At 73.2% G+C, this 23,120-nt stretch carries 24 protein-coding genes and 1 pseudogene; 15 read left to right on the top strand and 10 right to left on the bottom strand.

The window, feature by feature from the left end:
- Window positions 1-73: 73 nt before the first annotated feature.
- Genes ACIRQ9_RS12880 through ACIRQ9_RS12870 form a run of 3 tightly spaced genes read left to right on the top strand, consistent with a single transcriptional unit; the run spans window position 74 to window position 2,382 of the window.
- Complete coding sequence (locus tag ACIRQ9_RS12880) at window positions 74-427, top strand: HIT domain-containing protein (RefSeq protein ID WP_404170815.1); 354 nt, start codon at window positions 74-76, stop codon at window positions 425-427.
- Between the two features lie 6 nt (window positions 428-433).
- Window positions 434-1,339: a ribonuclease Z gene (locus ACIRQ9_RS12875; RefSeq protein ID WP_404170811.1), complete on the top strand. Its 906-nt coding sequence runs from the start codon at window positions 434-436 to the stop codon at window positions 1,337-1,339.
- 20 nt (window positions 1,340-1,359) lie between these two features.
- Window positions 1,360-2,382, top strand: a complete 1,023-nt coding sequence (locus ACIRQ9_RS12870) for an adenosine deaminase (RefSeq protein WP_404170808.1) — start codon at window positions 1,360-1,362, stop codon at window positions 2,380-2,382.
- Here the strand turns inward: ACIRQ9_RS12870 and ACIRQ9_RS12865 are convergent.
- Together ACIRQ9_RS12865 and ACIRQ9_RS12860 are read right to left on the bottom strand one after the other, a co-directional pair.
- Window positions 2,379-3,560, bottom strand: coding sequence for an MFS transporter (locus ACIRQ9_RS12865; RefSeq protein ID WP_404170805.1), 1,182 nt, complete (start codon window positions 3,558-3,560; stop codon window positions 2,379-2,381). The two genes, ACIRQ9_RS12870 and ACIRQ9_RS12865, sit on opposite strands and share 4 nt — an antisense overlap.
- Window positions 3,561-3,796: 236 nt before the next feature.
- Window positions 3,797-4,573 carry an IclR family transcriptional regulator gene (locus tag ACIRQ9_RS12860; RefSeq protein ID WP_404170802.1) on the bottom strand — a complete coding sequence of 259 codons (777 nt, stop codon included), beginning with the start codon at window positions 4,571-4,573 and terminating at the stop codon, window positions 3,797-3,799.
- Window positions 4,574-4,654: 81 nt separating this feature from the next.
- Between ACIRQ9_RS12860 and ACIRQ9_RS12855 the strand changes: the two genes are divergently transcribed.
- Together ACIRQ9_RS12855 and ACIRQ9_RS12850 are read left to right on the top strand one after the other, a co-directional pair.
- Window positions 4,655-5,623 carry a 5-dehydro-4-deoxyglucarate dehydratase gene (locus ACIRQ9_RS12855; RefSeq protein WP_404170799.1) on the top strand — a complete coding sequence of 323 codons (969 nt, stop codon included), beginning with the start codon at window positions 4,655-4,657 and terminating at the stop codon, window positions 5,621-5,623.
- Window positions 5,624-5,778: 155 nt separating this feature from the next.
- Window positions 5,779-6,954: a carbohydrate kinase family protein gene (locus tag ACIRQ9_RS12850; RefSeq protein WP_404170934.1), complete on the top strand. Its 1,176-nt coding sequence runs from the start codon at window positions 5,779-5,781 to the stop codon at window positions 6,952-6,954.
- 141 nt (window positions 6,955-7,095) lie between these two features.
- Here the strand turns inward: ACIRQ9_RS12850 and ACIRQ9_RS12845 are convergent, their stop codons facing one another.
- Complete coding sequence (locus ACIRQ9_RS12845) at window positions 7,096-7,785, bottom strand: FAD binding domain-containing protein (protein ID WP_404170796.1); 690 nt, start codon at window positions 7,783-7,785, stop codon at window positions 7,096-7,098.
- Between the two features lie 252 nt (window positions 7,786-8,037).
- Here ACIRQ9_RS12845 and ACIRQ9_RS12840 point away from each other — a divergent pair, with 252 nt between their 5' ends.
- The 8 genes from ACIRQ9_RS12840 to ACIRQ9_RS12805 all read left to right on the top strand — a co-directional run bounded on the left by ACIRQ9_RS12840 (window position 8,038) and on the right by ACIRQ9_RS12805 (window position 15,136).
- On the top strand, window positions 8,038-9,105 hold the full coding sequence (locus ACIRQ9_RS12840; RefSeq protein WP_404170793.1) for a PhoH family protein: 1,068 nt from the start codon (window positions 8,038-8,040) through the stop codon (window positions 9,103-9,105).
- Window positions 9,106-9,119: 14 nt separating this feature from the next.
- Window positions 9,120-9,617, top strand: coding sequence for an rRNA maturation RNase YbeY (gene ybeY / locus ACIRQ9_RS12835; protein ID WP_351319547.1), 498 nt, complete (start codon window positions 9,120-9,122; stop codon window positions 9,615-9,617).
- A gap of 18 nt (window positions 9,618-9,635) precedes the next feature.
- Window positions 9,636-10,937 (top strand): hemolysin family protein, encoded by a 1,302-nt coding sequence (locus tag ACIRQ9_RS12830; protein ID WP_404170789.1) that lies wholly within the window; start codon window positions 9,636-9,638, stop codon window positions 10,935-10,937.
- Complete coding sequence (locus ACIRQ9_RS12825; protein WP_404170786.1) at window positions 10,934-11,293, top strand: MmcQ/YjbR family DNA-binding protein; 360 nt, start codon at window positions 10,934-10,936, stop codon at window positions 11,291-11,293. The genes ACIRQ9_RS12830 and ACIRQ9_RS12825 overlap by 4 nt, the downstream gene beginning before the upstream one ends.
- 51 nt (window positions 11,294-11,344) lie before the next feature.
- Window positions 11,345-11,695, top strand: a complete 351-nt coding sequence (locus ACIRQ9_RS12820) for a cytidine deaminase (RefSeq protein WP_404170783.1) — start codon at window positions 11,345-11,347, stop codon at window positions 11,693-11,695.
- Between the two features lie 340 nt (window positions 11,696-12,035).
- Complete coding sequence (locus ACIRQ9_RS12815) at window positions 12,036-12,503, top strand: hypothetical protein (RefSeq protein ID WP_404170780.1); 468 nt, start codon at window positions 12,036-12,038, stop codon at window positions 12,501-12,503.
- A 160-nt stretch (window positions 12,504-12,663) separates the two neighbouring features.
- On the top strand, window positions 12,664-13,998 hold the full coding sequence (locus tag ACIRQ9_RS12810; RefSeq protein ID WP_404170777.1) for a beta-xylosidase: 1,335 nt from the start codon (window positions 12,664-12,666) through the stop codon (window positions 13,996-13,998).
- A gap of 79 nt (window positions 13,999-14,077) precedes the next feature.
- Window positions 14,078-15,136 (top strand): WxL protein peptidoglycan domain-containing protein, encoded by a 1,059-nt coding sequence (locus ACIRQ9_RS12805; RefSeq protein WP_404170774.1) that lies wholly within the window; start codon window positions 14,078-14,080, stop codon window positions 15,134-15,136.
- On the opposite strand, the gene ACIRQ9_RS12800 is transcribed toward ACIRQ9_RS12805, so the two are convergent.
- Both ACIRQ9_RS12800 and ACIRQ9_RS12795 read right to left on the bottom strand, forming a co-directional pair.
- The gene (locus ACIRQ9_RS12800; protein WP_404170771.1) at window positions 15,030-15,368 is read right to left on the bottom strand and encodes a P-II family nitrogen regulator; all 339 of its coding nucleotides are present in this window, start codon (window positions 15,366-15,368) and stop codon (window positions 15,030-15,032) included. The genes ACIRQ9_RS12805 and ACIRQ9_RS12800 overlap by 107 nt on opposite strands.
- Window positions 15,365-15,807 (bottom strand): annotated as a pseudogene (locus ACIRQ9_RS12795) (hypothetical protein); the annotation flags it as partial. The pseudogene ACIRQ9_RS12795 and the gene ACIRQ9_RS12800, both read right to left, overlap by 4 nt.
- A gap of 71 nt (window positions 15,808-15,878) precedes the next feature.
- Between ACIRQ9_RS12795 and era the strand changes: the two are divergent.
- A complete protein-coding gene (era, locus tag ACIRQ9_RS12790) occupies window positions 15,879-16,847 on the top strand; it encodes a GTPase Era (protein WP_404170768.1) in 969 nt (322 codons plus the stop codon).
- A 277-nt stretch (window positions 16,848-17,124) separates the two neighbouring features.
- Here the strand turns inward: era and ACIRQ9_RS12785 are convergent, their stop codons facing one another.
- Window positions 17,125-17,973, bottom strand: coding sequence for a helix-turn-helix transcriptional regulator (locus ACIRQ9_RS12785; protein WP_404170765.1), 849 nt, complete (start codon window positions 17,971-17,973; stop codon window positions 17,125-17,127).
- 132 nt (window positions 17,974-18,105) lie between these two features.
- Here ACIRQ9_RS12785 and ACIRQ9_RS12780 point away from each other — a divergent pair, with 132 nt between their 5' ends.
- Complete coding sequence (locus ACIRQ9_RS12780; protein ID WP_404170762.1) at window positions 18,106-18,963, top strand: NAD-dependent epimerase/dehydratase family protein; 858 nt, start codon at window positions 18,106-18,108, stop codon at window positions 18,961-18,963.
- A gap of 12 nt (window positions 18,964-18,975) precedes the next feature.
- Here ACIRQ9_RS12780 and ACIRQ9_RS12775 read toward each other — a convergent pair whose 3' ends face one another.
- Genes ACIRQ9_RS12775 through ACIRQ9_RS12760 form a run of 4 tightly spaced genes read right to left on the bottom strand, consistent with a single transcriptional unit; the run spans window position 18,976 to window position 23,020 of the window.
- Entirely contained in the window at window positions 18,976-20,229 is a 1,254-nt protein-coding gene (locus ACIRQ9_RS12775) for an MFS transporter (RefSeq protein WP_404170759.1), read from the bottom strand.
- Complete coding sequence (locus ACIRQ9_RS12770; protein WP_404170756.1) at window positions 20,226-21,587, bottom strand: GH1 family beta-glucosidase; 1,362 nt, start codon at window positions 21,585-21,587, stop codon at window positions 20,226-20,228. Before ACIRQ9_RS12770 ends, ACIRQ9_RS12775 begins: the two co-directional genes overlap by 4 nt.
- A gap of 59 nt (window positions 21,588-21,646) precedes the next feature.
- Window positions 21,647-21,913, bottom strand: coding sequence for a protealysin inhibitor emfourin (locus tag ACIRQ9_RS12765; protein ID WP_404170753.1), 267 nt, complete (start codon window positions 21,911-21,913; stop codon window positions 21,647-21,649).
- Window positions 21,914-21,934: 21 nt separating this feature from the next.
- A complete protein-coding gene (locus ACIRQ9_RS12760) occupies window positions 21,935-23,020 on the bottom strand; it encodes a M4 family metallopeptidase (protein WP_404170750.1) in 1,086 nt (361 codons plus the stop codon).
- Window positions 23,021-23,120 lie beyond the last annotated feature (100 nt).

Here is a 23,120-nt window from a genome sequence, read left to right as displayed (position 1 = left end):
CGCCCGGCCCCCGCCGTCCCGCGGCCCGACCGACTACGATGCCCCCGAAGCTGATCACCGGTGAGGAGAAGCCATGGCAGGGGAACCCGAGGACGACTGCCTGTTCTGCAAGATCGTCGCAGGCCAGGTCCCCGCGACCGTCGTCCGCGAGACCGAGACCACCGTCGCCTTCCGGGACATCAACCCGCAGGCGCCCACGCACGTCCTGGTGATCCCCAAGGTCCACTACGCGAACGCGGCCGAACTCGCCGCGGCCGAACCCGAGGTGGCCGCCGGCATACTGCGCGAGGCGCGGGCCGTCGCCGACGAGGACAAGCTGGAGAGCTACCGCATCGTCTTCAACACCGGCAGCGGCGCCGGGCAGACCGTCTGGCACGCCCACGCGCACGTCATCGGCGGCCGTGGCCTGCAGTGGCCGCCCGGCTAGGTCGCCGTGTCCGTCCGTGAACTGGTGGTCCTCGGCACCGCCAGCCAGGTTCCCACCCGGCACCGCAACCACAACGGCTACCTGCTGCGCTGGGACGGCGAGGGCATCCTCTTCGACCCCGGCGAGGGCACCCAGCGGCAGATGCTGCGGGCCGGGGTCGCCGCGCACGACCTGAACCGGATCTGCGTCACCCACTTCCACGGCGACCACAGCCTCGGCCTCGCCGGGGTGCTCCAGCGCATCAACCTCGACAGGGTCCCGCACCCGGTCACCGCGCACTTCCCGGGGTCCGGGCAGCGGTTCTTCGACCGGCTCCGGTACGCCACCGCCTACCGGGAGACCGTCGGCGTCACCGAGGCGCCCGTCGACGCGGACGGCGACCTCGCCGTCACGCCCGCCTACACGCTCCAGGCCAGGAAGCTGTCCCATCCGGTCGAGTCCTACGGCTACCGGCTGGTCGAGCCCGACGGCCTGCGCATGCTGCCCGACCGGCTCGCCGCGCACGGCGTGAAGGGCCCGGACGTCGGCCGTCTGCAGCGCGAGGGCGTCCTCGGCGACGTCACCCTGGACCAGGTCAGCGAGGTGCGGCGCGGGCAGCGGTTCGCGTTCGTGATGGACACCCGCCTCTGCGACGGCGTGCACGCCCTCGCCGAGGACTGCGACCTGCTCGTCATCGAGTCCACGTTCCTCGACGAGGACGCCGCGCTCGCCGCCGAGCACGGCCACCTGACCGCCGGTCAGGCGGCCGCCGTCGCACGGGACGCCGGGGTACGGCACCTCGTGCTGACCCACTTCAGCCAGCGCTACCCCGACCCGGAGGAGTTCGCGCGGCAGGCACGGGACGTGGGCTACGCGGGCGAGTTGACCGTCGCGTACGACCTGCTCCGAGTGCCGGTTCCGAAGCGCAGGTGAAGCGGCCTTACGATGCTTTGATGCCCCTCCCCAAAGCGGAACTGCACCTCCACATCGAAGGCACCCTGGAACCGGAGCTGGCGTTCCGGCTCGCCGCCCGCAACGGCGTCGTGCTGCCGTACGCGGACACCGAGGCCCTGCGCGAGGCCTACCTGTTCAAGGATCTCCAGTCCTTCCTGAACCTGTACTACGAGCTGATGACCGTCCTGCGCACCGAGCAGGACTTCGAGGACCTCGCGAACGCCTATCTGGCGCGGGCCGCCGCGCAGGGCGTGCGGCACGCCGAGATCTTCTTCGACCCGCAGGCGCACATCGCGCGGGGCGTCCCCATGGGCACGATCGTCGAGGGGCTGTGGCGGGCGCTCGGGCGGAGCGCGGACAACCACGGGATGTCCACCCGGCTGATCATGTGCTTCCTGCGGGACGAGTCCGCCGACTCGGCGCTGGAGACGCTGGAGGCGGCCCGGCCCCACCTGGACCGGATCATCGGCGTCGGGCTGGACTCGGCCGAGGTCGGCCACCCGCCGGCCAAGTTCCGCGAGGTGTACGAGATGGCCGCCGACCTCGGACTGCGCCGCGTGGCGCACGCCGGTGAGGAGGGGCCGCCCGCCTACATCACCGAGGCCCTCGACCTGCTCGGCGTGGAGCGCGTCGACCACGGGCTGCGCTGCGTGGAGGACCCGGACCTGGTCGCCCGGCTGGTGCGGGAGCGGATCCCGCTGACGCTGTGCCCGCTGTCGAACGTCCGGCTGCGCGCGGTCGACGTGCTCGCCGAGCACCCGCTGCGGGCGATGCTCGAAGCGGGCCTGCTGTGCACGGTCAACTCCGACGACCCGGCCTACTTCGGCGGTTACGTCGCCGACAACTACCACGCGGTGCGCGACGCGCTCGGCCTGTCCAGGGAGCAGATGCGGGAACTGGCCCGCAACTCCTTCCTCGCGTCCTTCCTGGAGGACGACGAGGACCTGCGCGCCCGCTACCTCGCCGAGGTGGACGCCTACGAGTTCGGCGACGGGCCCCACCCCACGCCCGGCAGGCCCTAGGCGGCGACGTCCAGGCGGACCGGTGCGTCGGTCAGTGACGGGTAGGCCGTCGTGACGGTGGTGGTCCGGCGCCGCAGGGCCACCGCCGTCAGCGGGACCGCGACCGCCAGCAGGCCCGCCGCCAGGACCGCGCCCATCGCCGGGAACCCGGCGCGGGCCGACAGCAGGCTGCCGGTCATCGGGCCGACGGCCGTCCCCAGCGACGACGCCGATCCGACCAGCACCGCCCAGCGGCCCCGCGGGTCGAGGGAGGCGGCCAGACCGATGACGTACGACAGGACGACCGGGTAGAGCAGGTTCCAGGCGATCTCGCCGGACGCGAACGTCCTCAGGTCCGTGGCCGACGCGCTGAGCGCGATGCACCCGGCGATCAGCACCGTGCCGAGGCCGATCGGCAGGGCCTGCCCGAGCCGCGGACCGAGCGCGCCGGCCGCGACCACGCCCAGCAGGCCGGCGCCGAGCGCCACCGCGAAGACCACGCCGACGGTCACCTCGCCGAGGTGCGCCTGTGTCAGGCCGATGCGGCCGCTGACCCCCCACAGCGAGTTCTGCGCCGCCGACCAGCACGGCATCGCGGCGGCCAGCAGCAGACCGGAGCGCAGGTGCGGCAGCTTCGGGCCGCGGGTGACGGCGACGGTCCGCGCGGTACGGGGGGACAGGCGGGCGGTGAGCGGCCAGACCGCGAGCGCGGTGAGCGCGATCGCGGCGAGCGGCTGCCCGTGACCGGGCCCGAGGTGCGGGACCGTCAGGTACACGGCAGCGGCGAGCGCGGAGACGCCGAGCAGGCCGAGCGTGGTGACGCGGTGCGGGTCGCGCTGGGCGGCGATGCCGGTGGCAGCCACCGCGGTGACCGTGCCGGAGCCGAAGCCGCCGGCCAGCACGCCGGCCACGACCGCGGGGACGTACCCGGTGAGGGCGGCGCCGCCGTAGCCGAGCACGGCGAGCAGGAGTCCGGCGCGGGCCAGGGTGCGGGGGCCGGCGCGGTCCACGCGGGAGGCCAGCAGGAAGCCCGCCGCCGCGGAACTCAGCAGCAGGGCGCTGCCGATGACGCCGGCCTGGGTGGCGGAGACGGGCAGCCCCGAGTCGAGCCGGCCGACGGTGGTGGGGAGCAGGTAGGGGGAGAGGTACCCGGCCGTGAAGAGGGCGACGAGCGGCCAGGGGGTGGTGCGGGCGAACACGGGCGTTCCCAGGGCATGCGAAAGGAGCGACGGAGCGGGGGAAGGGGGCGCAGGCCGTCGACGGACAGGAACGCGCGGGCAATTTGTATCAAGTGCGGGGAGGGCGGAAGAAGGGGCGGTGGTGTGATGTGGGTCATGTTCCGTTTGGAGGGTGACCCGAGGGGCAGGAGCGCCGCGCGCCGTGGCGGACCGAGCGGTTCCGCCCGGTCCGTGACCGGCCGGCACGTGCGGTTCCGTCAGCGCCAGTTGACGGTGCCTCCGGTCGTCGCCGCCTCGATCCTCGCGCGGATCTCCCGCATCACGGCGACGATCCGGTCCTCGTGGTCCGGCGTCAGACGGGTCACCGGCACCGAGCAGCTGACGGCGTCCTGGGCCGGGGTGTCGTAGCGCAGGGCGAAGCCGAAGCCGGTGATGCCGGTGACGGCCTCCTCGCGGTCGATCGCGTGGCCCCGGGCGCGGACCTCGGCGAGGTCGGCGGCCAGCGCGTCCCGGGTGGTGCGGGTGCGCGGCGTCAGGGACTCGTACGGCCCCTCGGGGAGGTCCTCGTCGGGGCGCTGGGCGAGGAGGGCCTTGCCCAGGGCGGCGGCGTGCGCGGGCAGCCGGCGGCCCACCCTGCTGATCGTGCGCAGGTACTCGTGGGACTCCCGGGTCGCCAGGTACACCACGTCCCGGCCGTCCAGGCGGGCCAGGTGCACGGTCTCGCCCAGCTTCTGCGACGCCTCGTCCAGGTACGGGCGCACGAGGCGGACGCGCGGGTCGGAGTCCAGGTAGGTCGTGCCGGTCAGCAGGGTGCGGATGCCGACGCCGTAGAGGGAGCCGGTCGTGTCGGTGCGCACCCAGCCCCGCGCGATCAGGGTCTGCAGCAGGGCGTACATCGAGCTGCGCGGGACGCCGAGTTCGTCCGCCAGTTCCTGGAGGCGGGCCGGGCGGTCGCCGCGGGCCGCGAGGAGCTCCAGCAGCTCCACCGTGCGCGCCGCGGACTTCACCTCGCGGACGCCTGCTGTCTCGGACATGTGCCGATCGTAAGGGGCCCGGGGCGGGGTGCGCCGTTGACGGGGGGTGTTCGCATATCTAGTCTTGGTTCTCATACGTGTATGACATCTACATGGGGAGATGGATCGGTGGCCGGAGAGCCGAAGGACGTGGTGCAGAGGCTGCGGGACGCGATGGCGGGCGGGGTGCTGTCGTTCCCGCTCACCGCCTTTCACGCCGACGGGTCCCTGGATCCGGACGGATACCGGGAGTACGTCCGCGGGCAGCTCGCCGCCGGACCGGGCGCGCTCTTCCCGGCCTGCGGGACGGGCGAGTTCTTCTCGCTCGACGAGGACGAGTACCGGCAGGTCGTCGCCATCGCCGTCGAGGAGGCCGCCGGAGCGACCCCGGTGGTCGCCGGAGTGGGGTACGGCTGGGCGCAGGCCGCCCGGTTCGCCCGGGCCGCCGAGGAGGCCGGCGCCGACGCCCTGCTCGTCCTGCCGCACTACCTCGTCGCCGCCCCGCAGGACGGCCTGGTCGCGCAGCTGGAGCGGATCGCGGCCCGGACGTCCCTGCCGCTCATCGCCTACCAGCGCGGACAGGTCGCCTTCACCGCCGGGTCGCTGGCCCGCATCGCCCGCCTCCCCGGCGTCATCGGGCTCAAGGACGGCCACAGCGACCTCGACCGGCTGCAGCGGCTCACCCTCGCCGCCCCCGAGGACTTCCTGTTCTTCAACGGCGCCGCCACCGCCGAGATCCAGGCCCGCGCCTACGCCGCCGTCGGCGTCCCCGCCTACTCCTCCGCCGTGCACGCCTTCGCGCCGGAGATCGCCGACGCCTTCTTCGCCGCCCTCGGCGCCGGCGACCACGGCACGGTCGACACGCTGCTGCGCGACTTCTACGTGCCCTTCGTCGAACTCCGCGACCTGGTGCCCGGATACGCGGTGTCGCTGGTGAAGGCGGCGGCCCGGCTGCGCGGCCGGCCCGTGGGCCCGGTGCGCGCCCCGCTCACCGACCCGTGCGCCGCCCACCTCGACGACCTCGGGACGCTGCTGCGCACCGGCCTCGGCCTCGTCGGAGCGTCCCTGTGAACCCCGCGTCCGCCGCCGGGCGCCCGGCGGCGGACGGGCGGCGACGGCACGCTGCGTGACGGGGCTCCTTCGCGCGGTCGTACGGCGGGAGCCCCCGTCACCGCCCCGGCATGGTGCAGACTGGCCGGATCCGCACCACGTCCAGGGAGCGCACCGTGACCGCGTCCAACGCGTTCGCCGGAGAGGAACCGGAGTACCTCGACGACGACAGAGGAGCAACGACTTCGCACTGCGCCGCCCAGGTCGACCCGCTGGCCGGCCTGCGCGCGCCCGGCGATCCGCCGTGGGACGTCTACCTCACCGGCACCGTCTTCCTCGACATCGTCTTCACCGGCCTGCATGCCGCGCCCGTGCGCGGCACCGAGTCCTGGGCCCGGGGCATGGGCTCCAGTCCCGGCGGCGTCGCCAACATGGCCACCGCGCTGGCCCGGCTCGGCCTGAAGACCTCCCTCGCCGCCGCGTTCGGCGACGACCACTACGGCGAGTACTGCTGGGACGCCCTCGAACAGGGCGAGGGCATCGACCTCTCCCCGTCGCGGAGGGTGCGCGGCTGGCATTCGCCGGTCACCGTGTCCATGGCCTACGAGGGCGAGCGGACCATGGTCTCGCACGGCCACGAGCCGCCCGCCGACGCCCTGTTCCGGCAGCAGAACGCGGCCGGTCACCCGGCCCACGCGCGGGCCGCCGTCGCCTCCCTGACGCCCGGCACCCGCAGCCCCTGGATCGCCAGGGCCGCCGCCGAGGGCACCCGGATCTTCGCCGACGTCGGATGGGACGACACCGGCGCCTGGGACCTGGCCGGGCTCGCCGACCTGGAGCACTGCGAGGCGTTCCTGCCGAACGCCGAGGAGGCGCGGCGCTACACCGGCGCCGACTGTCCGCGGGCCGCCGCCCACGCCCTCACCGACCACGTGCCGCTGGCCGTCGTCACCCTCGGCGCGGAGGGCGCCTACGCCGTCGACGGGCGGACCGGCGAGTCCGCGGAGGTCCCGGCGATCGCCGTGGAGGCCCTCGACCCGACCGGCGCGGGAGACGTCTTCGTCGCCGGGTTCGTCACCGGCACCCTCGCCGACTGGCCGCTGGCCGACCGCCTCGCCTTCGCGGGCCTGACGGCGGCGCTGTCCGTCCAGGAGTTCGGCGGCTCCCTGTCCGCGCCCGGCTGGTCGGAGATCGGCGCGTGGTGGCGCGAGGTCCAGTCGGTGGACGGCCAGGACCCGGCGGCGCTGCGGCGGTACGCGTTCCTGGACGCACTGGTGCCGGAGGAGGACCTGGTGCGGCCCTGGCCGCTGCGCCGGGCGGTCCCGACGATCGGCTTCGGCCGGGCGGGGTGACGGTGCCGGTGGGGCGGGGGGCGGGTGCGCCGCCGTCGTGGTCGTCGCCCGCGCGGTTCCCCGTGCCCCTCAAGGGGCGCGGGGAACCGCGCGACAAGCCCCCACCTGCCCGCGGCCGGCGACGGACCCGCCCGCCCCCGCCTACGTCCCGGTCACCCCCGCGATCTGCTGCCGCACCAGCGCACGTCCCCCCTCCGACACCCCGGCCAGCGCCCCGGCGAACAGCTCCTCCACCGCGTCCCCGCCGGCCGCGGCCGACCCGCTGCTCACCACGTACCGCTCGCGCACCGCGACCCGCAGCACGCCCTCCGTGTCCACCGCCGCCGCGGCGATCGTCGGCACCTCGCCGCCCGCCGGGTCGGCGACCTTCGCGTACGCGCCCCGCACCGGCTCCCGCCAGCGCAGCGCCAGCAGGACCGGCGCCTTGGCCTCCAGCTCGGCCAGGTCCACCTCGTCCACGCCGTCCGCCGTGAGCACCTCGGCCCACGCGTCCAGCACGATCGCCGCCGGCAGCAGGTCCCGCAGGGCCGACCCGGCGATGTTCCCGCCCACCGTCGCCGTCCGGCGCACCGAGCCCGTGCCGACGCCCCTCGCCGCCGTCCGCAGCACCTCGGGAACCCGCTCGTCCACCTGGTGCAGCAGCACCGCGCCGCCGAGGACGCCGTCCCCGATCGCCGTCGCCTCCGGCACGTTCCGCAGGGACACCGCCTGTTCCGGGAAGCCGTCCCGTTGCCAGAGGGCCCAGACGAGGGTCGCGCCGCCGACGGGTATCGCTCCCTCGGCCAGGCACCGGCGTGCCTCGGCCACCGACGTGGGCAGACACAAGCGCACGGCTACCTGCCTTTCCGGACGGACAGGTGGCGCGGAGCGGACGCGGCCCCCCCCGGCCACGCGTGGCGGTGAACCCGGATTCTGCCGCGGCGCACCGGAGCGCATGCAGGGCTCACGGCGGCAATGGGGGCGCCTTCCGCCGGGAAAAGCCCTACGGCGTTGTCACCCCGGCGTCGTACGCTTGGTAACGCGAGGCCGCCCTCAGCTACGCGGCCGTGACGAGGAGGAACCGCAGGCCTTAAGCGCCGGCCCATGACTCAGACACCGACAGCTCACTCTCCCGCGCAGCCGCAGGCCCGAGCTCAGTTCGAGGTTCCCGCCCAGCACCCGATGGTCACCGTGCTGGGATCCGGCGACTCCCTGCTGCGTGTGATCGAGAAGGCCTTCCCGGCGGCCGACATCCATGTCCGGGGCAATGAGATCAGCGCGGTCGGCGATGCCCGTGAAGTCGCCATCGTCCAGCGCCTGTTCGACGAGATGATGCTGGTGCTCCGCACCGGACAGCCGATGACGGAGGACGCAGTGGAACGCTCGATCGCCATGCTGCGGGCGAGTGAGAACGGGGAGGGCGCGGAGGAGACCCCGGCCCAGGTTCTGACCCAGAACATCCTGTCCTCGCGCGGCCGCACGATCCGCCCGAAGACCCTCAACCAGAAGCGGTACGTCGACGCGATCGACAAGCACACGATCGTCTTCGGCATCGGCCCCGCCGGTACCGGCAAGACCTACCTCGCCATGGCCAAGGCGGTGCAGGCCCTGCAGTCCAAGCAGGTCAACCGCATCATCCTGACCCGGCCCGCCGTCGAGGCGGGCGAGCGGCTCGGCTTCCTGCCGGGCACGCTCTACGAGAAGATCGACCCGTACCTGCGGCCGCTGTACGACGCGCTGCACGACATGCTCGACCCGGACTCGATCCCGCGCCTGATGGCGGCCGGCACCATCGAGGTGGCACCGCTCGCCTACATGCGCGGCCGCACCCTCAACGACGCCTTCATCATCCTCGACGAGGCCCAGAACACCTCGCCCGAGCAGATGAAGATGTTCCTGACCCGGCTCGGCTTCGAGTCGAAGATCGTGATCACGGGCGACGTCACCCAGGTCGACCTGCCCACCGGGACCAAGTCCGGTCTGCGCCAGGTCCAGGACATCCTGGAGGGCGTGGAGGACGTCCACTTCTCCCGGCTGACGTCCCACGATGTCGTACGGCACAAGCTGGTGGGCCGTATCGTCGACGCGTACGAGCAGTACGACAGCACGCACGGCACGGAGAACGGCTCCCCTCAGGGCGGCCGCTCGAAGTCCGGGCACAAGGGGAAGTAGACGAGCACAGCGCCATGTCGATCGACGTCAACAACGAGTCCGGAACCGAGGTCGACGAGCAGGCGATCCTCGACATCGCCCGCTACGCCCTCGCGCGGATGCGCATCCACCCGCTCTCCGAGCTGTCGGTGATCGTCGTGGACGCCGACGCCATGGAGCAGCTGCACATCCAGTGGATGGACCTGCCCGGGCCGACCGATGTCATGTCCTTCCCGATGGACGAGCTGCGTCCGCCGTCGAAGGACGACGACGAGCCGCCGCAGGGGCTGCTCGGCGACATCGTGCTCTGCCCGGAGGTCGCCGCCAAGCAGGGTGCCGAGGCCGACACCCAGCACTCCATGGACGAGGAGCTCCAGCTGCTCACCGTCCACGGAGTGCTGCACCTGCTCGGCTACGACCACGAGGAGCCCGACGAGAAGGCCGAGATGTTCGGCCTGCAGGCGGCCATCGTGGACGGCTGGCGCGGAGAGAAGGGCCTGACCGGCCCCTCGCCCGCGCCCACGGTCTCCTAGCCGGGCGGTCGTCCTCACATGAGTCCCCAGATCGTCGCCGGAGCGATCGCGCTGGTCGTCGTCGCATGGCTGGCCGCCTGCGCCGAGGCCGGCATCGCCCGCGTCTCCAGCTTCCGCGCCGAGGAAGCCGTGAAGTCGGGGCGGCGCGGCAGCGCCAAGCTCGCCCAGATCGCCGCCGACCCCACCCGTTACCTCAACGTGGCGCTCTTGGTGCGCGTCGCCTGCGAGATGGCCGCCGCGGCCCTGGTCACCTACGCCTGCCTGAAGGAGATCCCCGCCACCTGGGAGGCGCTGCTCGCCGCGATCGGCGTGATGGTGCTCGTGTCGTACGTCGCCGTCGGCGTCTCCCCGCGCACCATCGGCCGCCAGCACCCGCTGAACACGGCCACCGCCGCCGCGTACGTCCTGCTGCCGCTGGCCCGCGTGATGGGCCCGGTCCCGAACCTGCTCATCCTCCTCGGCAACGCGCTCACCCCCGGCAAGGGCTTCCGGCGCGGTCCGTTCGCCTCCGAGGCCGAGCTGCGCGCCCTGGTCGACCTCGCCGAGAAGGAGTCGCTGATCGAGGACGAGGAGCGCCGGATGGTGCACTCGGTCTTCGAACTCGGCGACACCCTCGTGCGGGAGGTGATGGTCCCGCGCACCGACCTCGTCGTCATCGAGCGGTACAAGACCATCCGCCAGGCCCTCACCCTGGCCCTGCGCTCCGGTTTCTCGCGCATCCCCGTCACCGGGGAGAGCGAGGACGACATCGTCGGGATGGTGTATCTGAAGGACCTGGTCCGCAAGACGCACATCAGCCGGGACGCCGAGTCCGACCTGGTCTCCACCGCGATGCGGCCCGCGTTCTTCGTGCCCGACACCAAGAACGCCGGCGACCTGCTGCGCGAGATGCAGAAGGAACGCAACCACGTCGCCGTCGTCATCGACGAGTACGGCGGCACGGCCGGGATCGTCACCATCGAGGACATCCTGGAGGAGATCGTCGGCGAGATCACCGACGAGTACGACCGTGAACTCCCGCCCGTCACCGCCCTCGGCGACGGCCGCTACCGGGTCACCGCCCGCCTCGACATCACCGATCTCGGCGAGCTGTACGGCCCGGAGGAGTACGACGACGAGGACGTGGAGACCGTCGGCGGGCTGCTCGCCAAGGCGCTCGGCCGGGTGCCCATCGCCGGTGCCGCCGCCCAGGTCGAACTCCCCGACGGCCGGAAGCTGGCGCTGACCGCGGAGACCGCCGCGGGCCGCCGGAACAAGATCGTGACGGTGCTGGTGGAGCCGGTGCCGGTGCCCGACGACGCCGAGGAGGAGGCCGAGTGACCCCCGACCGGCTCCGCGCCCTGTGCCTCTCCTTCAACGCGGCGGCGGAGGAGTTCCCCTTCGGCCCGGACGCCTCCGTCTTCAAGGTGCTCGGCAAGATGTTCGCGCTGAGCCGGCTGGACGCGCGGCCGCTGACGGTCAACCTCAAGTGCGACCCGCAGGACGCGGTCCGGCTGCGCGCCGGCCACGAGGGACTGATCGTTCCCGGCTATCACATGAACAAGCGCCACTGGAACACGGTGACCGTGGACGGCGGCCTGCCCGACCGGCTGGTGAAGGAACTCGTCGAGGACTCCTACGACCTGGTCGTGGCCGGCCTGCCGAGGGCGGAACGGCTGCGGCTGGACCGGGCCTGACGCGGGCGTCCCGGGTGTCTGACCGAGTCAGGTTGTTCGTATGCTCGGAGCATGACCGAGAGCAGCGCGCTTGACCCCGAGGACCGGAAGATCGTCACCCTGGCCCGCTCGGCCCGGGCCCGCAACGGGGTGCCCGAGGGGGCGGCGGTCCGGGACTCGACGGGCCGCACCTACGTGGCCGGCACGGTGGAGCTGGCCTCGCTGAAGCTGAGCGCGCTGCGGACGGCGGTGGCCATGGCGGTGGCGTCGGGGGCGGAGTCGCTGGAGGCGGCGGCGGTCGTGACCGGCGCCGACGGGATCGGCCCCGAGGACCTGGAGGCGGTGCGGGATCTCGGCGGTGCGGGGACGCCGGTGCTGCTGGCGGGGCCGGACGGGGAAGTGCGGCTGACCCTCCCGGCCTGACCCCGTTGACTGCGTCGGGGGCCGGACGGGGACCGTTGACTGGGGTGGACCGCCGTCGTGGTTGCTCGCGCGGTTCCCCGCGCCCCTTTCGGTGCGCGGCCACCCCCCGCGCACCCGCACCCGCACCCGCCCGCGCGACCGTGCCGTCCCCTCGCAGTCGGCCAGATTTCAACCTTGTCGGTGTGTGTCGCTCGCGCATCAATGGGACCGTACGTTCCGACGGACCGTCAGATCAGGGCGGTGCGCAGGAACCGGCGCCCCGCGGTGTGCCCGCATCCACCCGGACCGGGGTCGCCATCCCCACATGGCATTCCCCCAACGGGAAGGGAGCCCGATCCCCATGAAACGCTTGACCACCGGTGCGGCACTCGCGGCGGGGACCCTCGCCGCCACGGCGCTGGTCTTCGCACCCTCGGCCGCCGCCGTCACCCCGACCACCGCGACCACCACCGCCAGCTGCGGCATCTTCGGCGGCGGCGCGGCCACCCTCACCGCGACCCAGAGCGGTACCTCGGCCACCCTCACGCTCACCTCCACCGCGATCACCACCCCGCTCGCCCTGTCGGCGAACTCCATCGCCTCCACGCTCACCATGGCCAACTCGCACGGCAGCAACGTCGTCTTCAGCGGCACCGTGAACCCGGCCATGGCCGCGGGCAGCGCCGTCACCGTCGGCCCGCTGCCCGGCACCGTCGCCTCCGGTGACAGCCTCGACTTCCGCGGCGGCTCGCTGAAGATGGTCATCTTCGGCATCACCGTCACCTGTACGTCCAGCGCGGCCCAGTCGCCCGGTCCGTTCGTCTTCTGATCCCGGGCGCGCTGACGGGTTCGTTCCGGATGCCGCAGAAGCTGATGAACCGTCAGGTTTCTGCGGCATCTCCATTGACTTCTCACGCGCCCTCCACATCAATGGCCCCCTGTCGGCGCAGAGGAGCCGCTGCGCCCGCAACCCTCAGGAGGGGGCTTCCATGGGTTCACCCCCAACATCACGAAGATCCCGACGGTGGCGCCTGGTCTCACTGTTCGGGGCGACCGCGCTCGCGGTCACGGCCGGGGGCGCGCTGGCCTGTCCGGCCGGTGCCGCCGGGACGAACGTCGACTTCGCCACCCACTGCATCCCGCCCGCCGTCGCGGGCCTCCCGCCGATCGACGGCACGACCACCGCGAGCGTCTCGGTGGACGACGCCGCACCCAAGGTCGGCGACACGGTCACCGTGACCTACACCGTGGTCACGCCCGCCGCCAACAACCCCACCGCGCTCGCCCTGCCGGCCGACATCATGACGCCGACCGGGAAGGTGACGCTGGGCGGGGCGCAGAGCGGGGACGTCACCGTGACCGGGCCGAAGAAGAACGACCCGGTGCCCGGCTACGGCACCTTCCCGTCGTTCTCGATGACCGGCACCTTCACGGTCACCTCGCCGGGTGCCATCACCCTCTCTCCCGGCGACTACAACATCCACACCAGCTACATCCTGGAGCTGGACACCCCCTGCACGGTCACCAACCCGCCGGCCCCGGTGTCGCAGACCGTCACGGCGACCGACTCGACCCCGGTCAACAACCGTGCCATCAGTCTGAGTTCGGCCTCCGGGAACGCCGGTGACAGCGTGACCGTCAGCGGGCGGAACTTCACCCCGGGCGCGGCCGTCACGCTCGCCGGCCGGTCCGGGAGCAGCCAGACCGCGGACACGGCCACCGCGACCGCGGGCTCCGACGGTTCCTTCAGCGCCCCGATCACCGTCGTGGACAAGACGACGACCGGGATCGTGGCGTACGAGGGAAGCGCGTGGAGCGACACGGCGGGCGCCGGTCCCGCCGCCTACGTCGTCAACGACACCACTCCGGTGCCGGACGGCAGCCAGAAGCTGACGACCACCGTCAAGGCGGGCACCCTGTCCATGTCCCAGGCCGGGAACTCCGTCGCGCTGTCGGCGGTCGACTTCGGCCAGGGCGGGGCGTCCACCGGCGCGCTGCAGACCGTCACCGTGAAGGACTTCCGCGGCGGTCCCGCCGGGTGGTCGCTCACCGGCAAGGTCACCGACTTCACCGGGCCCGGCGCCAAGATCGGCGCCGGGAAGCTGAGCTGGACGCCGTCCTGCGCGACCAAGGCGGGCAGCCCGAGCACCTGTGCGGCCGGTTCGGCGGGCGCCGTCGGCACCGCAGGAGCGACCCTCGCCTCGGCCCCGGACTCCGCCGTCACCGGCGGCGAGTTCACCGTCGGCGCCGGACTCTCCCTGGACGTACCGGCGTTCACGCCGCCGGGATCGTACTCGGGAGTCCTCACCCTGACGCTCAGCTGAGCCGTCTCCCCGTGGCGACCGGGCCCGCCGGACGGACCCGGTCGCCACCCGAACCGCTTCCGACCGGGGGTCCGCACCCATGCGTCGCGTCAAGCCGTACGTCCTCCTCCTGAGCCTGCTCCTTGCTCTCCCGTGCGCGGTGGCTCCCGCGCACGCCGCCGACAACGGCAGCTGGTCCGTCTATCCGGTCGCCTCCAGGATCGCCGCGCGGCCGTACTTCTACCTCTCCCTCGACCCCGGGCGGACGATCACCGACAAGGTGGCCGTCGCCAACAAGACCGGCAGGCCGCTCGCCTTCCGGCTGTACGCGGCCGACGCCTACAACACCGCGCGCGACGGCGGGTTCGCCGTCCGGACCGTGCGCGAGCGGATGCGGGGGGTGGGGGCCTGGGCGCGGATCGCGAAGACCCGGATCACCGTGCCGCCGCACCGGACGGTCACCGTCCCCTTCACCCTCCACGTGCCCCGGGACGCCGAACCCGGCGACCACCCGGGAGCGGTCGTGGCACTGGACGAGCGCGTCGACCCGGGGGCCGGCTCCCTCGCGCTCGGCGTGCAACGGGCCGTCGCCGCCCGCGTCTACCTGCGGGTGAGCGGACCCACGCTGCCTGCCGTCTCCGTCGAGAACGTGGCGCTCGTCCACCACCAGCCGCTCGTGCCCGGCCTCGGCGCCAGCACGGCGACGGTCTCCTACACCCTGCACAACACGGGAAACGTGACGCTGGACCCCCGGGTCCGGCTGCGGGCCGAGGGACTGTTCGGCCGTACGCTGCTCAGCCGGGACCTCACCGGCGTCCCCTCCGAACTGCTGCCCGGTGAGCGGGTACGCCTCACCGCACCCTGGCGGAACGCACCCCAGCTCGACTGGGGGAAGGTCACGCTGACGGCCAGCGCGACCGGCACCGAGGAGTCGGCGAGCACGTCGTTCCTCGCCCTGCCGTGGCTGGTGGTGGGGCTGGTCTTCGCCGCCGGAGTGGCCGGCGGGGTGCTGCTGGCCCGGGTGCGCCGGCGCGGCGGTCCGCCGCGGCCGTTCAGAGCGCGTCGGGGCCGCGCTCGCCCGTCCGTACCCGTACGACCGTCTCCACCGGCTGCGCCCACACCTTCCCGTCCCCGATCTTCCCCGTCCGCGCGGCCGTGACGATCGCCTCGATCACCGGCTCGGAGTCGGCGTCGGCCACGACCACCTCGATGCGGACCTTGGGGACCAGGTCGACGCGGTACTCGGCGCCGCGGTAGACCTCCGTGTGGCCGTGCTGCCGGCCGTACCCGCTGGCCTCGGTCACGGTCAGGCCGTGCACACCGATCTCCTGGAGTGCGGTCTTCACGGCGTCGAGGCGATGGGGCTTGACGATCGCGGTGACGAGCTTCATGGCTGGGGCTCGACCTTCTGGGCGGAGGGGAGGAGGGACGCGCCGACCGGGGCGCCGTGGCCCAGGACCCCGTGATCGTAAGCCGTCCCGGCGTGCGCCGTGAGGTCGGGACCGGTGTGCTCCTGGTCCTCGCCGGCCCGGAAGCCCGGTGTCCTGTCCAGCAGCCTGCCGAGCCCGTACGTCACGGTGAACGCGTACGCCGCGACGGCCGCCACCGCCACCGCCTGCTTCCCGAGCCGCGCCAAGCCGCCGCCGGAGGCCGCGCCCAGGGGGGTCGGGTGGCCGTCGCGCCGCTGCCCCACGAAGAGCCGGCCCGGCAGGCCCGTGCGGCCGACGGCCAGGGTGTTCAGGAAGACGGCGGCCGCGAGACCGTTCGCGCCGAGCGCGCTGCCCGCGTGGAACCGAACCAGCCGAACCAGAGCAGACCGGCGCCCAGGACCTCCGTGACGTTTCGTCGCCGCCGCGTCACCGAATTCTCACGGTACGGCGGGGCTCCGTGGATCAGGGAGAATGGGGGCCATGAGCGTTCGCAGCCAGTCAGCCGAGCCGTCGGAACCGTCGAAGGCCGCCCACCGGGCGGGCTTCGCCTGTTTCGTCGGGCGCCCCAACGCGGGCAAGTCCACCCTCACGAACGCTCTGGTCGGGCAGAAGGTGGCGATCACCGCCGACCAGCCGCAGACCACCCGGCACACGGTACGCGGCATCGTGCACCGGCCGGACGCGCAGCTGATCCTGGTCGACACCCCGGGCCTGCACAAGCCGCGCACCCTCCTCGGCGAGCGCCTCAACGACGTCGTCCGCACGACCTGGGCCGAGGTCGACGTGATCGGCTTCTGCCTGCCGGCGAACGAGAAGATCGGTCCCGGTGACCGCTTCATCGCCAAGGAGCTGGCCGGGATCCGCAAGACCCCGAAGATCGCCGTCGTCACCAAGACCGACCTGGTCGACTCCAAGGCCCTCGCCGAGCAGCTGATCGCCATCGACCAGCTGGGCAAGGAGCTGGGCTTCGAGTGGGCCGAGATCGTGCCGGTGTCGGCGGTCGCCGACAAGCAGGTGGCACTGCTGGCCGACCTCCTCGTCCCGCTGCTGCCCGAGGGCCCGGCGCTCTACCCCGAGGGCGACCTCACCGACGAGCCCGAGCAGGTCATGATCGCGGAGCTGATCCGCGAGGCGGCGCTCGAGGGCGTCCGTGACGAACTGCCGCACTCCATCGCGGTCGTCGTCGAGGAGATGCTGCCGCGCCCGGACCGCCCCGCCGACCGGCCCCTCCTGGACATCCACGCCAACCTGTTCATCGAGCGCCCCAGCCAGAAGGGGATCGTCATCGGCCCCCAGGGCAAGCGCCTGAAGGAGGTCGGCATCAAGTCCCGCAAGCAGATCGAGGCCCTGCTGGGCACCCCGGTCTTCCTGGACCTGCACGTGAAGGTCGCCAAGGACTGGCAGCGGGACCCGAAGCAACTGCGGCGGCTGGGGTTCTGAGGGCGCCGGGCATCCCGGGCCTCGGTGCCCTTCCCCGGGGCCCGGCGCGGCCCCGGCGAACGAGACCGTCGCCTACGGTGACGACGAGGTGCCGTCATCGGCGACAGCGTGCAACCCGGACGCGAGCGTGCGGACGCGCCGCGGGTCGCCGGGCGTCGGGTCCCGGTCCAGATCGAGTGGCTGCCAGTCCGCCGGTCGGTACCCCGCCATCACCCACAACCTCCGTCGCCGTCGTCCACTTCAGTGCGCGTGCGTCCCGGCAACGGTGTCCGAGGGGTCAGGAGCGGCTCGGTGCCATGTCCTGGAGCCCCACCACCCGCAGCAGTCGCAGGCGTTCGTGGGACGCGGTGCCCGGGCGGGCGGTGTGGACGACCAGTTGCTGGTGGGTGTCGGCGTTCAGGAGGACCTCGCAGTCCAGTTCCAGGAGGCCGACGACGGGGTGCAGGAAGCGTTTGGTCGTGGCGCGCCGGACCGCCACCTCGTGGTCGGCCCACAGGCGGGCGAACTCCTCGCTGCCCGAACGGAGTTCGGTGACGAGAGCGGCGAGGGCCGGGTCGGCGGGGCGGGCCGCGGCCACCGCCCGCAGGGACGCCACGTGGTCCCGGGTGTGGGCCGGACGGTCCTCCGGCGGGAACAGGTCACGGGCCGACGGGTCCAGGAAGTACCGCCGGAGCAGGTTGCGTTCGCGCGGCGGCCGGGCCAGGACGTCACCGCTGAGCGCCCGCGACAGCGCGTTCTGGGCCAGCACCTCGCCGTAGTCGGTCGTCACCAGAGCCGGGGTGTCGTGCAGCCGGTCCAGGACCAGCAGGAGGCCGGGGCGGACGTGGGTGCTCGTCGCCTCCCGGCGCGGCGGCTCCTCACCGGCCAGGTGGAACAGGTGGTCGCGTTCGTCCTCCGTCAGCCGCAGCGCGCGGGCCATCGCCGTGAGCATCTGGCGGGACGGGCGCGGGCCCCGGGACTGTTCGAGGCGGGTGTAGTAGTCCGCCGACATGCCGGCCAGGGACGCCACCTCCTCGCGGCGCAGTCCCGGCGTGCGACGACGGGAGCCGGCGGCCAGGCCCACGTCGGCGGGGTCCAGGCGGGTGCGGGCGTGGCGCAGGAAGTCGGCGAGTTCGGGGCGGTTCACCCCTCCAGGGTGACGCGGGCCGCCCGGCTTATCCAGGGACTGCCGCTCCCCTGATCGGGAGGTCTCTCCCGGTGCCGGGCCGGCGGGCCGAGGGTGGTGGTGACGGAGCGAAGGCCCCAGAAGGAGAACGTCATGATCACTCTTGTCACCGGAACGACCGGACAGGTCGGACGGCGGTTCGTGCCCAGGCTGCTCGGCCAGACGAGGCCCGGGGAGCGGGTGCGCGTGCTGGTGCGGGACGCGGCCCGCGGCGAGCCGTTCGCGGCCCTCGGCGCCGAGGTGGCCGTCGGCGACCTGCGGGACGAGGAGGCGCTCGGGAAGGCCGTCGCCGGGGCGGACGCCGTCGTGAACGTCGCCGCGGCCTTCCGCGGGGTGCCGGACGAGGAGGCGTGGGCCGTCAACCGCGATGCCGCGGTGGCCCTCGGCAAGGCCGCGCGCTCGGCCGGCGTACGACGGTTCGTGCAGGTCAGCACCGGGAACGTGTACGGCACCGGGCGCGGCAGGCCGCTGACCGAGGAGGACGAGAGCCGGCCCGGCGGCGAGCTGTGGGGCGCCTACCCGGAGTCCAAGGCGGCCGCCGAACGGGAGCTGCTCGCGCTGGCGGGCGCCATGGAGGTGCGGATCGGGCGGCTGCCGTTCGTCTACGGCGAGGGAGATCCGCACCTGGCCGCCGTCATGCGCTGGGCCGTGCACTGGGCGCCCGCCCAGCGGCTCCAGATGGCCCACCACGCGGATGTCGGGCAGGGGCTGATGCGTCTGCTGTACGCCCCGGCGGTCGGCGGCCCGCTCTACAACATCGCCGACGACGCGCCGGTCACGACCGTCGAACTGCACCGGCTCAACGGCGTGGAGATGCCCGCGGACCAGCACACCCGCACCGACCCCGACCCCTGGTTCGGGATCATGTCCAACCAGCGGATCCGCCGCGACCTCGGCTTCCGCCCGATCTACCCGAGCGTGTGGACCGCCCGCGACGCCGGCGCCCTGTGAGCGGCTGAGCGGCTAGTCGACCCCCCGTATCCGCCCCACCAGCCCCGCCCCCGCCAGCCCGATCACCGCCGCGAGCAGGTAGAGCACCCGGTAGCCGCCCAGGTAGGTCACGACCGGCGCGGCGAGGGCGGGGGCGGCGACCTGGGGCAGGGCGTTGGCCACGTTGATGACGCCGAGGTCCTTGCCGCGGTCCAGGGCCGTCGGCAGGACGTCGGTCATCAGGGCGAAGTCGACGGAGGTGAACACGCCGAAGCCGACGCCGAGCAGGGCCGCCGCGACGATCGCCCCCGGCCAGGTCTGCCAGACGGCCAGCAGCGCGGTCGCCGCCGCCATCAGCATCCCCGACCAGATCACGAACGGCTTGCGCCGGCCCACCCGGTCCGACCAGATGCCGCCGACCACGACGGTGGCCATCAGGGTCAGCCCGTTGACCGCCGTCAGGATCAGCACGCCCTGCTCGGGGTCGAAGCGGTGGAGGCGGTCGCGGAGGTAGTACAGCAGGTAGAGCAGGACCAGGGCGTTGCTGAGGTTGATCAGGAAGCGGGTCAGCCACGCCCAGCCCAGGTCCGGGTGGCGGCGCGGGCTGAGCCAGAACCCGGCGAGGAAGCCCCGCCGGGACCAGGGCGGCCGGTCCGCGGGCGCGAGCCGCAGGTCCGGGTAGCGGAGCACGTACGGCAGCACGCCGAGCGCCGTGAACACCGCGCACGCCGCATAGCCCGCCCCGACGCCCCCGGCGGCCGTCGCCAGGCCCGTGCCGCCGACCACCCCGAGGATCTGCGCGGCGCCCAGCCAGCCGCCCACCGCGCCCCGCTGGCTCCTGGGCACCCGGTCCGGCACGGCCGCCGTGACGGCCGCGAACGCCGCGTTCAGCGTCAGCTGGACCAGGCACCAGCCCAGCATCATCGTCCCCAGGCCGCCGGCGCCCGCGAGGAGCAGCAGGGACAGCGCCCCGCCGGCCGTGCCCGCGACGATCCACGGCGTACGCCGGCCCCGGCGGGACGCCGTACGGTCCGACAGCGCGCCGAAGAGCGGGTTCGCGGCCAGCGACACCACCGCGCCGACGCCCGTCACCCACGCGAGCATCGTCTCCTTCGACATCCCGGAGCCGGGCGCGAAGTCCTTCGCCTGGGAGGCGAGGAGGATCTGGAGCGGCCCGTACCAGCCCACCCAGATCGCCCCGTTGGCGAGGCTGAGCGCCGCGGTCCAGCCCCGGCCGACCCGCTCGGCCGGTTCGGCCAGCGCGGCCGGCTCCCGCGTCCGGGTCATCCGCGCGCCCGGGATCCCTGGGCCCGGAGCTGGTCGCGGAACCAGCGGTAGGACGACTTCGGGGTCCGCGTCTGGGTGTCGTGGTCCACGTGGACCAGGCCGAACCGGCGGGCGTAGCCCTCCGCCCACTCGAAGTTGTCCAGCAGCGACCAGACGAAGTAGCCGCGCACGTCCACCCCGGCCTCCACCGCCCGGTGCAGCGCCCGGATGTGGCCGTCCAGGTAGGCGATCCGGTCCTGGTCGTCGAGGCCCTCGTAGGAGCAGCCGTTCTCGGTGATGACGATCGGCGGGAGCCGGTCGCCGTAGCGGTCCCGGAAGCCGGTGAGGAGTTCGGTCAGGCCCTCGGGGACCACCGGCCACCCGAAGTCCGTCACCGGCACGTCCTCGATGTCCTGGACGGAGAAGGGAAGGTCGGCCGGGAGGGTGAGGCCGCCGAACTCGATCTCGGTGCCGCGCGGGGCGCCCACCTTCGTCGGGGCGTAGTAGTTGACGCCGTACCAGTCGAGCGGCTCGGCGATCACCGTGAGGTCCGCGGCGACGTCGCCCGGCATCAGGTCGCCCATGCCGTCCGGGTACGCGCCCAGCAGGACCGGCTCCGCGAACAGCCGGTTGAGGAGGAGGTCGTGGAAGGCGGCCGCGTCCAGGTCCGGCTGCGCGGGGGAGGCCGGCCAGGTGGGGCCGTGGGAGTTGGCGATGCCGATGTCGGCGGCCCCCGCCGCGCGCAGCGCCCGAACCGCCAGGCCGTGGGCGAGGAGCTGGTGGTGGGCGGCCGGGAGCGCGTCGAACATCAGCCGCTCGCCGGGGGCGTGGGCGCCGAGGGCGTGGCCGAACAGGGTGTGCTCGGCGGGCTCGTTCAGGGTGATCCACTTGTGGACGCGGTCGCCGAGCCGGTCCGCGACCGTCGCGACGTGGTCGGCGAACCGGGCCGCGGTGTCCCGTTCCAGCCAGCCGCCCTTGTCGTGCAGGGCGGTGGGCAGGTCCCAGTGGAAGAGGGTGGGGACCGGGCGTACGCCCACCGCGCACAGCTCGTCCACCAGCCGGTCGTAGAAGTCCAGGCCGCCGGCCGAGCGCACCCTCGGCCAGGAGACGGAGAAGCGGTACGCGTCCACGCCGAGACCGGCCAGCAGGGCGACGTCCTCGCGGTGGCGGTGGACGTGGTCGCAGGCCACCGCCGCCGTCGAGCCGTCCTTGATGCGGCCCGGCGCGGCCGAGAACACGTCCCACACGGAGGACTCGCGCTCGTCGGCCGCGCCTTCGATCTGATGGGCCGAGGTCGACACACCCCACAGGAAGCCGTCGGGGAAGCCGGGGAGCGGGGGTGCCGGATGGACCGCGTCAGTCGCCATGGCCGGGATCATCCTTACCACCGGTAACGGAAGTCAACGTCCTTGCGTGAACTACCCGTTGCCGGCGTCGTTCAGGCGCCCTCCTTCAACACCCTTGTGATCAGCTCCCGTTGTCCGGCGGTCAGCTGCGGATCGGCGGCGTACACGGTCCGCCCGTCCACCGTGATCCGGTACGCGAACCCGTCCGGCACGCCGTGCGGCGGCGCGCCCCGGCCGGCCGCGAGCGCGTGCTCGGCCAGGGTCTGCCACTCCTGGGCGTCGGGCCGCCCCGAGGTGTCCACCTCGGCCTGCCGCTCGATGCCCGCGAATCCGCCCGTTCGCCTCACCTGAATACGCATGGGTCCCTGTGTAGTACGGGATCAGGCGGTCTGCACACCCACCTGGGCCCACGCCTTGAGGACGGCCTCGCTCTCCTCGCCCTCCTCGAAGCGGGACCTGGCCGCGGCCACGGTGAGCTTCGCGAAGTCCGTGAAGCCGGCGTCCGCGCGCAGGTCACCGCCGGTGAGCACGTCGTACCAGATCTGCCCGGCCCGTTCCCAGGCGTTGCCGCCGAGGGCGGCGGCGAGCAGGTAGAAGGCGTGGTTGGGGATGCCGGAGTTGATGTGGACGCCGCCGTTGTCGCGGTTCGTCCTCAGATAGCCGGCCATGGTCGCGGGCTGCGGGTCCTTGCCGAGGCGGGGGTCGTCGTACGCGGTGCCGGGAGCCTTCATGGAGCGCAGGGCCACCCCGCGCACGCCCTCGGCGAGCAGCCCCTCGCCGATCAGCCAGTCGGCCTGGTCGGCGGTCTGGCCGAGGGAGTACTGCTTGATGAGCGAGCCGAAGACGTCCGAGACCGACTCGTTGAGCGCGCCCGACTGGCCGTAGTACTCCAGGTTGGCGGTGTACTGCGTGACGCCGTGGGTGAGTTCGTGGCCGATGACGTCGACGGAGCTGGTGAAGTCGGTGAAGATCTCGCCGTCGCCGTCGCCGAACACCATCTGCTCGCCGTTCCAGAAGGCGTTGTCGTAGTCGCGGTCGTAGTGCACGCTCGCGTCGAGCGCGAGTCCGGCGCCGTCGATGGAGTCGCGCTCGTACGCCTTCAGGTACAGCTCGAAGGTGGCGCCGAGACCGGCGTAGGCGCGGTTGACGCTGGCGTCCCGGCCGGGCTCGGAGCCCTCCTCGCGGACCTTGGTGCCGGGCAGGTCGGTGCCGTGCCCGGCGTCGTAGACCGTGCGGCGCGGCGCGCTGTCCGGGGCCGCCGGGGCGGCGACGGCGGTCAGCGTGCGCACGGCGGTGACCCGGCGCCGGGTACGGGCCGCGGAGTCGTGCTGCAGGGTGCGCAGCGCGGAGTCGGCGAGTGCGCCGTCCTCGTGCCGGGCGAGCTGGTCGAGGATGTGCGGCGGCACGATCCCGCAGAAAACGGGCGTGCGGCGGATGACGGGCTCAGAGCCCCCGTTGGTCGTCATGCACCGCACCCTCGCACTGGGTCATGCCGGTGTCACTACCCGCAACCATGATTGATGAAATACCGCGACAATTGATGACTCTGCGTGAGCGTGAGTGGTA

The sequence above is a fragment of the Streptomyces sp. NPDC101237 genome (assembly GCF_044767465.1).
GTDB classification, from domain to species: domain Bacteria; phylum Actinomycetota; class Actinomycetes; order Streptomycetales; family Streptomycetaceae; genus Streptomyces; species Streptomyces gramineus.
Note: the sequence above shows the minus strand (reverse complement) of the source record. Positions and strands in the feature narration are given on the sequence as shown.

Bases quoted from the DNA above. Each gene is read 5' to 3' on its own strand.
- ACIRQ9_RS12815 (WP_404170780.1), top strand. From the start codon at position 12,036: ATGAAACGCTTGACCACCGGTGCGGCACTCGCGGCGGGGACCCTCGCC.
- era (WP_404170768.1), top strand. From the start codon at position 15,879: ATGGGGGCCATGAGCGTTCGCAGCCAGTCAGCCGAGCCGTCGGAACCG.
- ACIRQ9_RS12805 (WP_404170774.1), top strand. From the start codon at position 14,078: ATGCGTCGCGTCAAGCCGTACGTCCTCCTCCTGAGCCTGCTCCTTGCT.
- ACIRQ9_RS12770 (WP_404170756.1), bottom strand. From the start codon at position 21,587: ATGATCCCGGCCATGGCGACTGACGCGGTCCATCCGGCACCCCCGCTC.
- ACIRQ9_RS12860 (WP_404170802.1), bottom strand. From the start codon at position 4,573: ATGTCCGAGACAGCAGGCGTCCGCGAGGTGAAGTCCGCGGCGCGCACG.
- ACIRQ9_RS12775 (WP_404170759.1), bottom strand. From the start codon at position 20,229: ATGACCCGGACGCGGGAGCCGGCCGCGCTGGCCGAACCGGCCGAGCGG.
- ACIRQ9_RS12810 (WP_404170777.1), top strand. From the start codon at position 12,664: ATGGGTTCACCCCCAACATCACGAAGATCCCGACGGTGGCGCCTGGTC.
- ACIRQ9_RS12780 (WP_404170762.1), top strand. From the start codon at position 18,106: ATGATCACTCTTGTCACCGGAACGACCGGACAGGTCGGACGGCGGTTC.
- ACIRQ9_RS12765 (WP_404170753.1), bottom strand. From the start codon at position 21,913: ATGCGTATTCAGGTGAGGCGAACGGGCGGATTCGCGGGCATCGAGCGG.
- ACIRQ9_RS12870 (WP_404170808.1), top strand. From the start codon at position 1,360: ATGCCCCTCCCCAAAGCGGAACTGCACCTCCACATCGAAGGCACCCTG.
- ACIRQ9_RS12760 (WP_404170750.1), bottom strand. From the start codon at position 23,020: ATGACGACCAACGGGGGCTCTGAGCCCGTCATCCGCCGCACGCCCGTT.
- ACIRQ9_RS12840 (WP_404170793.1), top strand. From the start codon at position 8,038: ATGACTCAGACACCGACAGCTCACTCTCCCGCGCAGCCGCAGGCCCGA.
- ACIRQ9_RS12830 (WP_404170789.1), top strand. From the start codon at position 9,636: ATGAGTCCCCAGATCGTCGCCGGAGCGATCGCGCTGGTCGTCGTCGCA.
- ybeY (WP_351319547.1), top strand. From the start codon at position 9,120: ATGTCGATCGACGTCAACAACGAGTCCGGAACCGAGGTCGACGAGCAG.
- ACIRQ9_RS12855 (WP_404170799.1), top strand. From the start codon at position 4,655: ATGACATCTACATGGGGAGATGGATCGGTGGCCGGAGAGCCGAAGGAC.
- ACIRQ9_RS12820 (WP_404170783.1), top strand. From the start codon at position 11,345: ATGACCGAGAGCAGCGCGCTTGACCCCGAGGACCGGAAGATCGTCACC.
- ACIRQ9_RS12800 (WP_404170771.1), bottom strand. From the start codon at position 15,368: ATGAAGCTCGTCACCGCGATCGTCAAGCCCCATCGCCTCGACGCCGTG.
- ACIRQ9_RS12880 (WP_404170815.1), top strand. From the start codon at position 74: ATGGCAGGGGAACCCGAGGACGACTGCCTGTTCTGCAAGATCGTCGCA.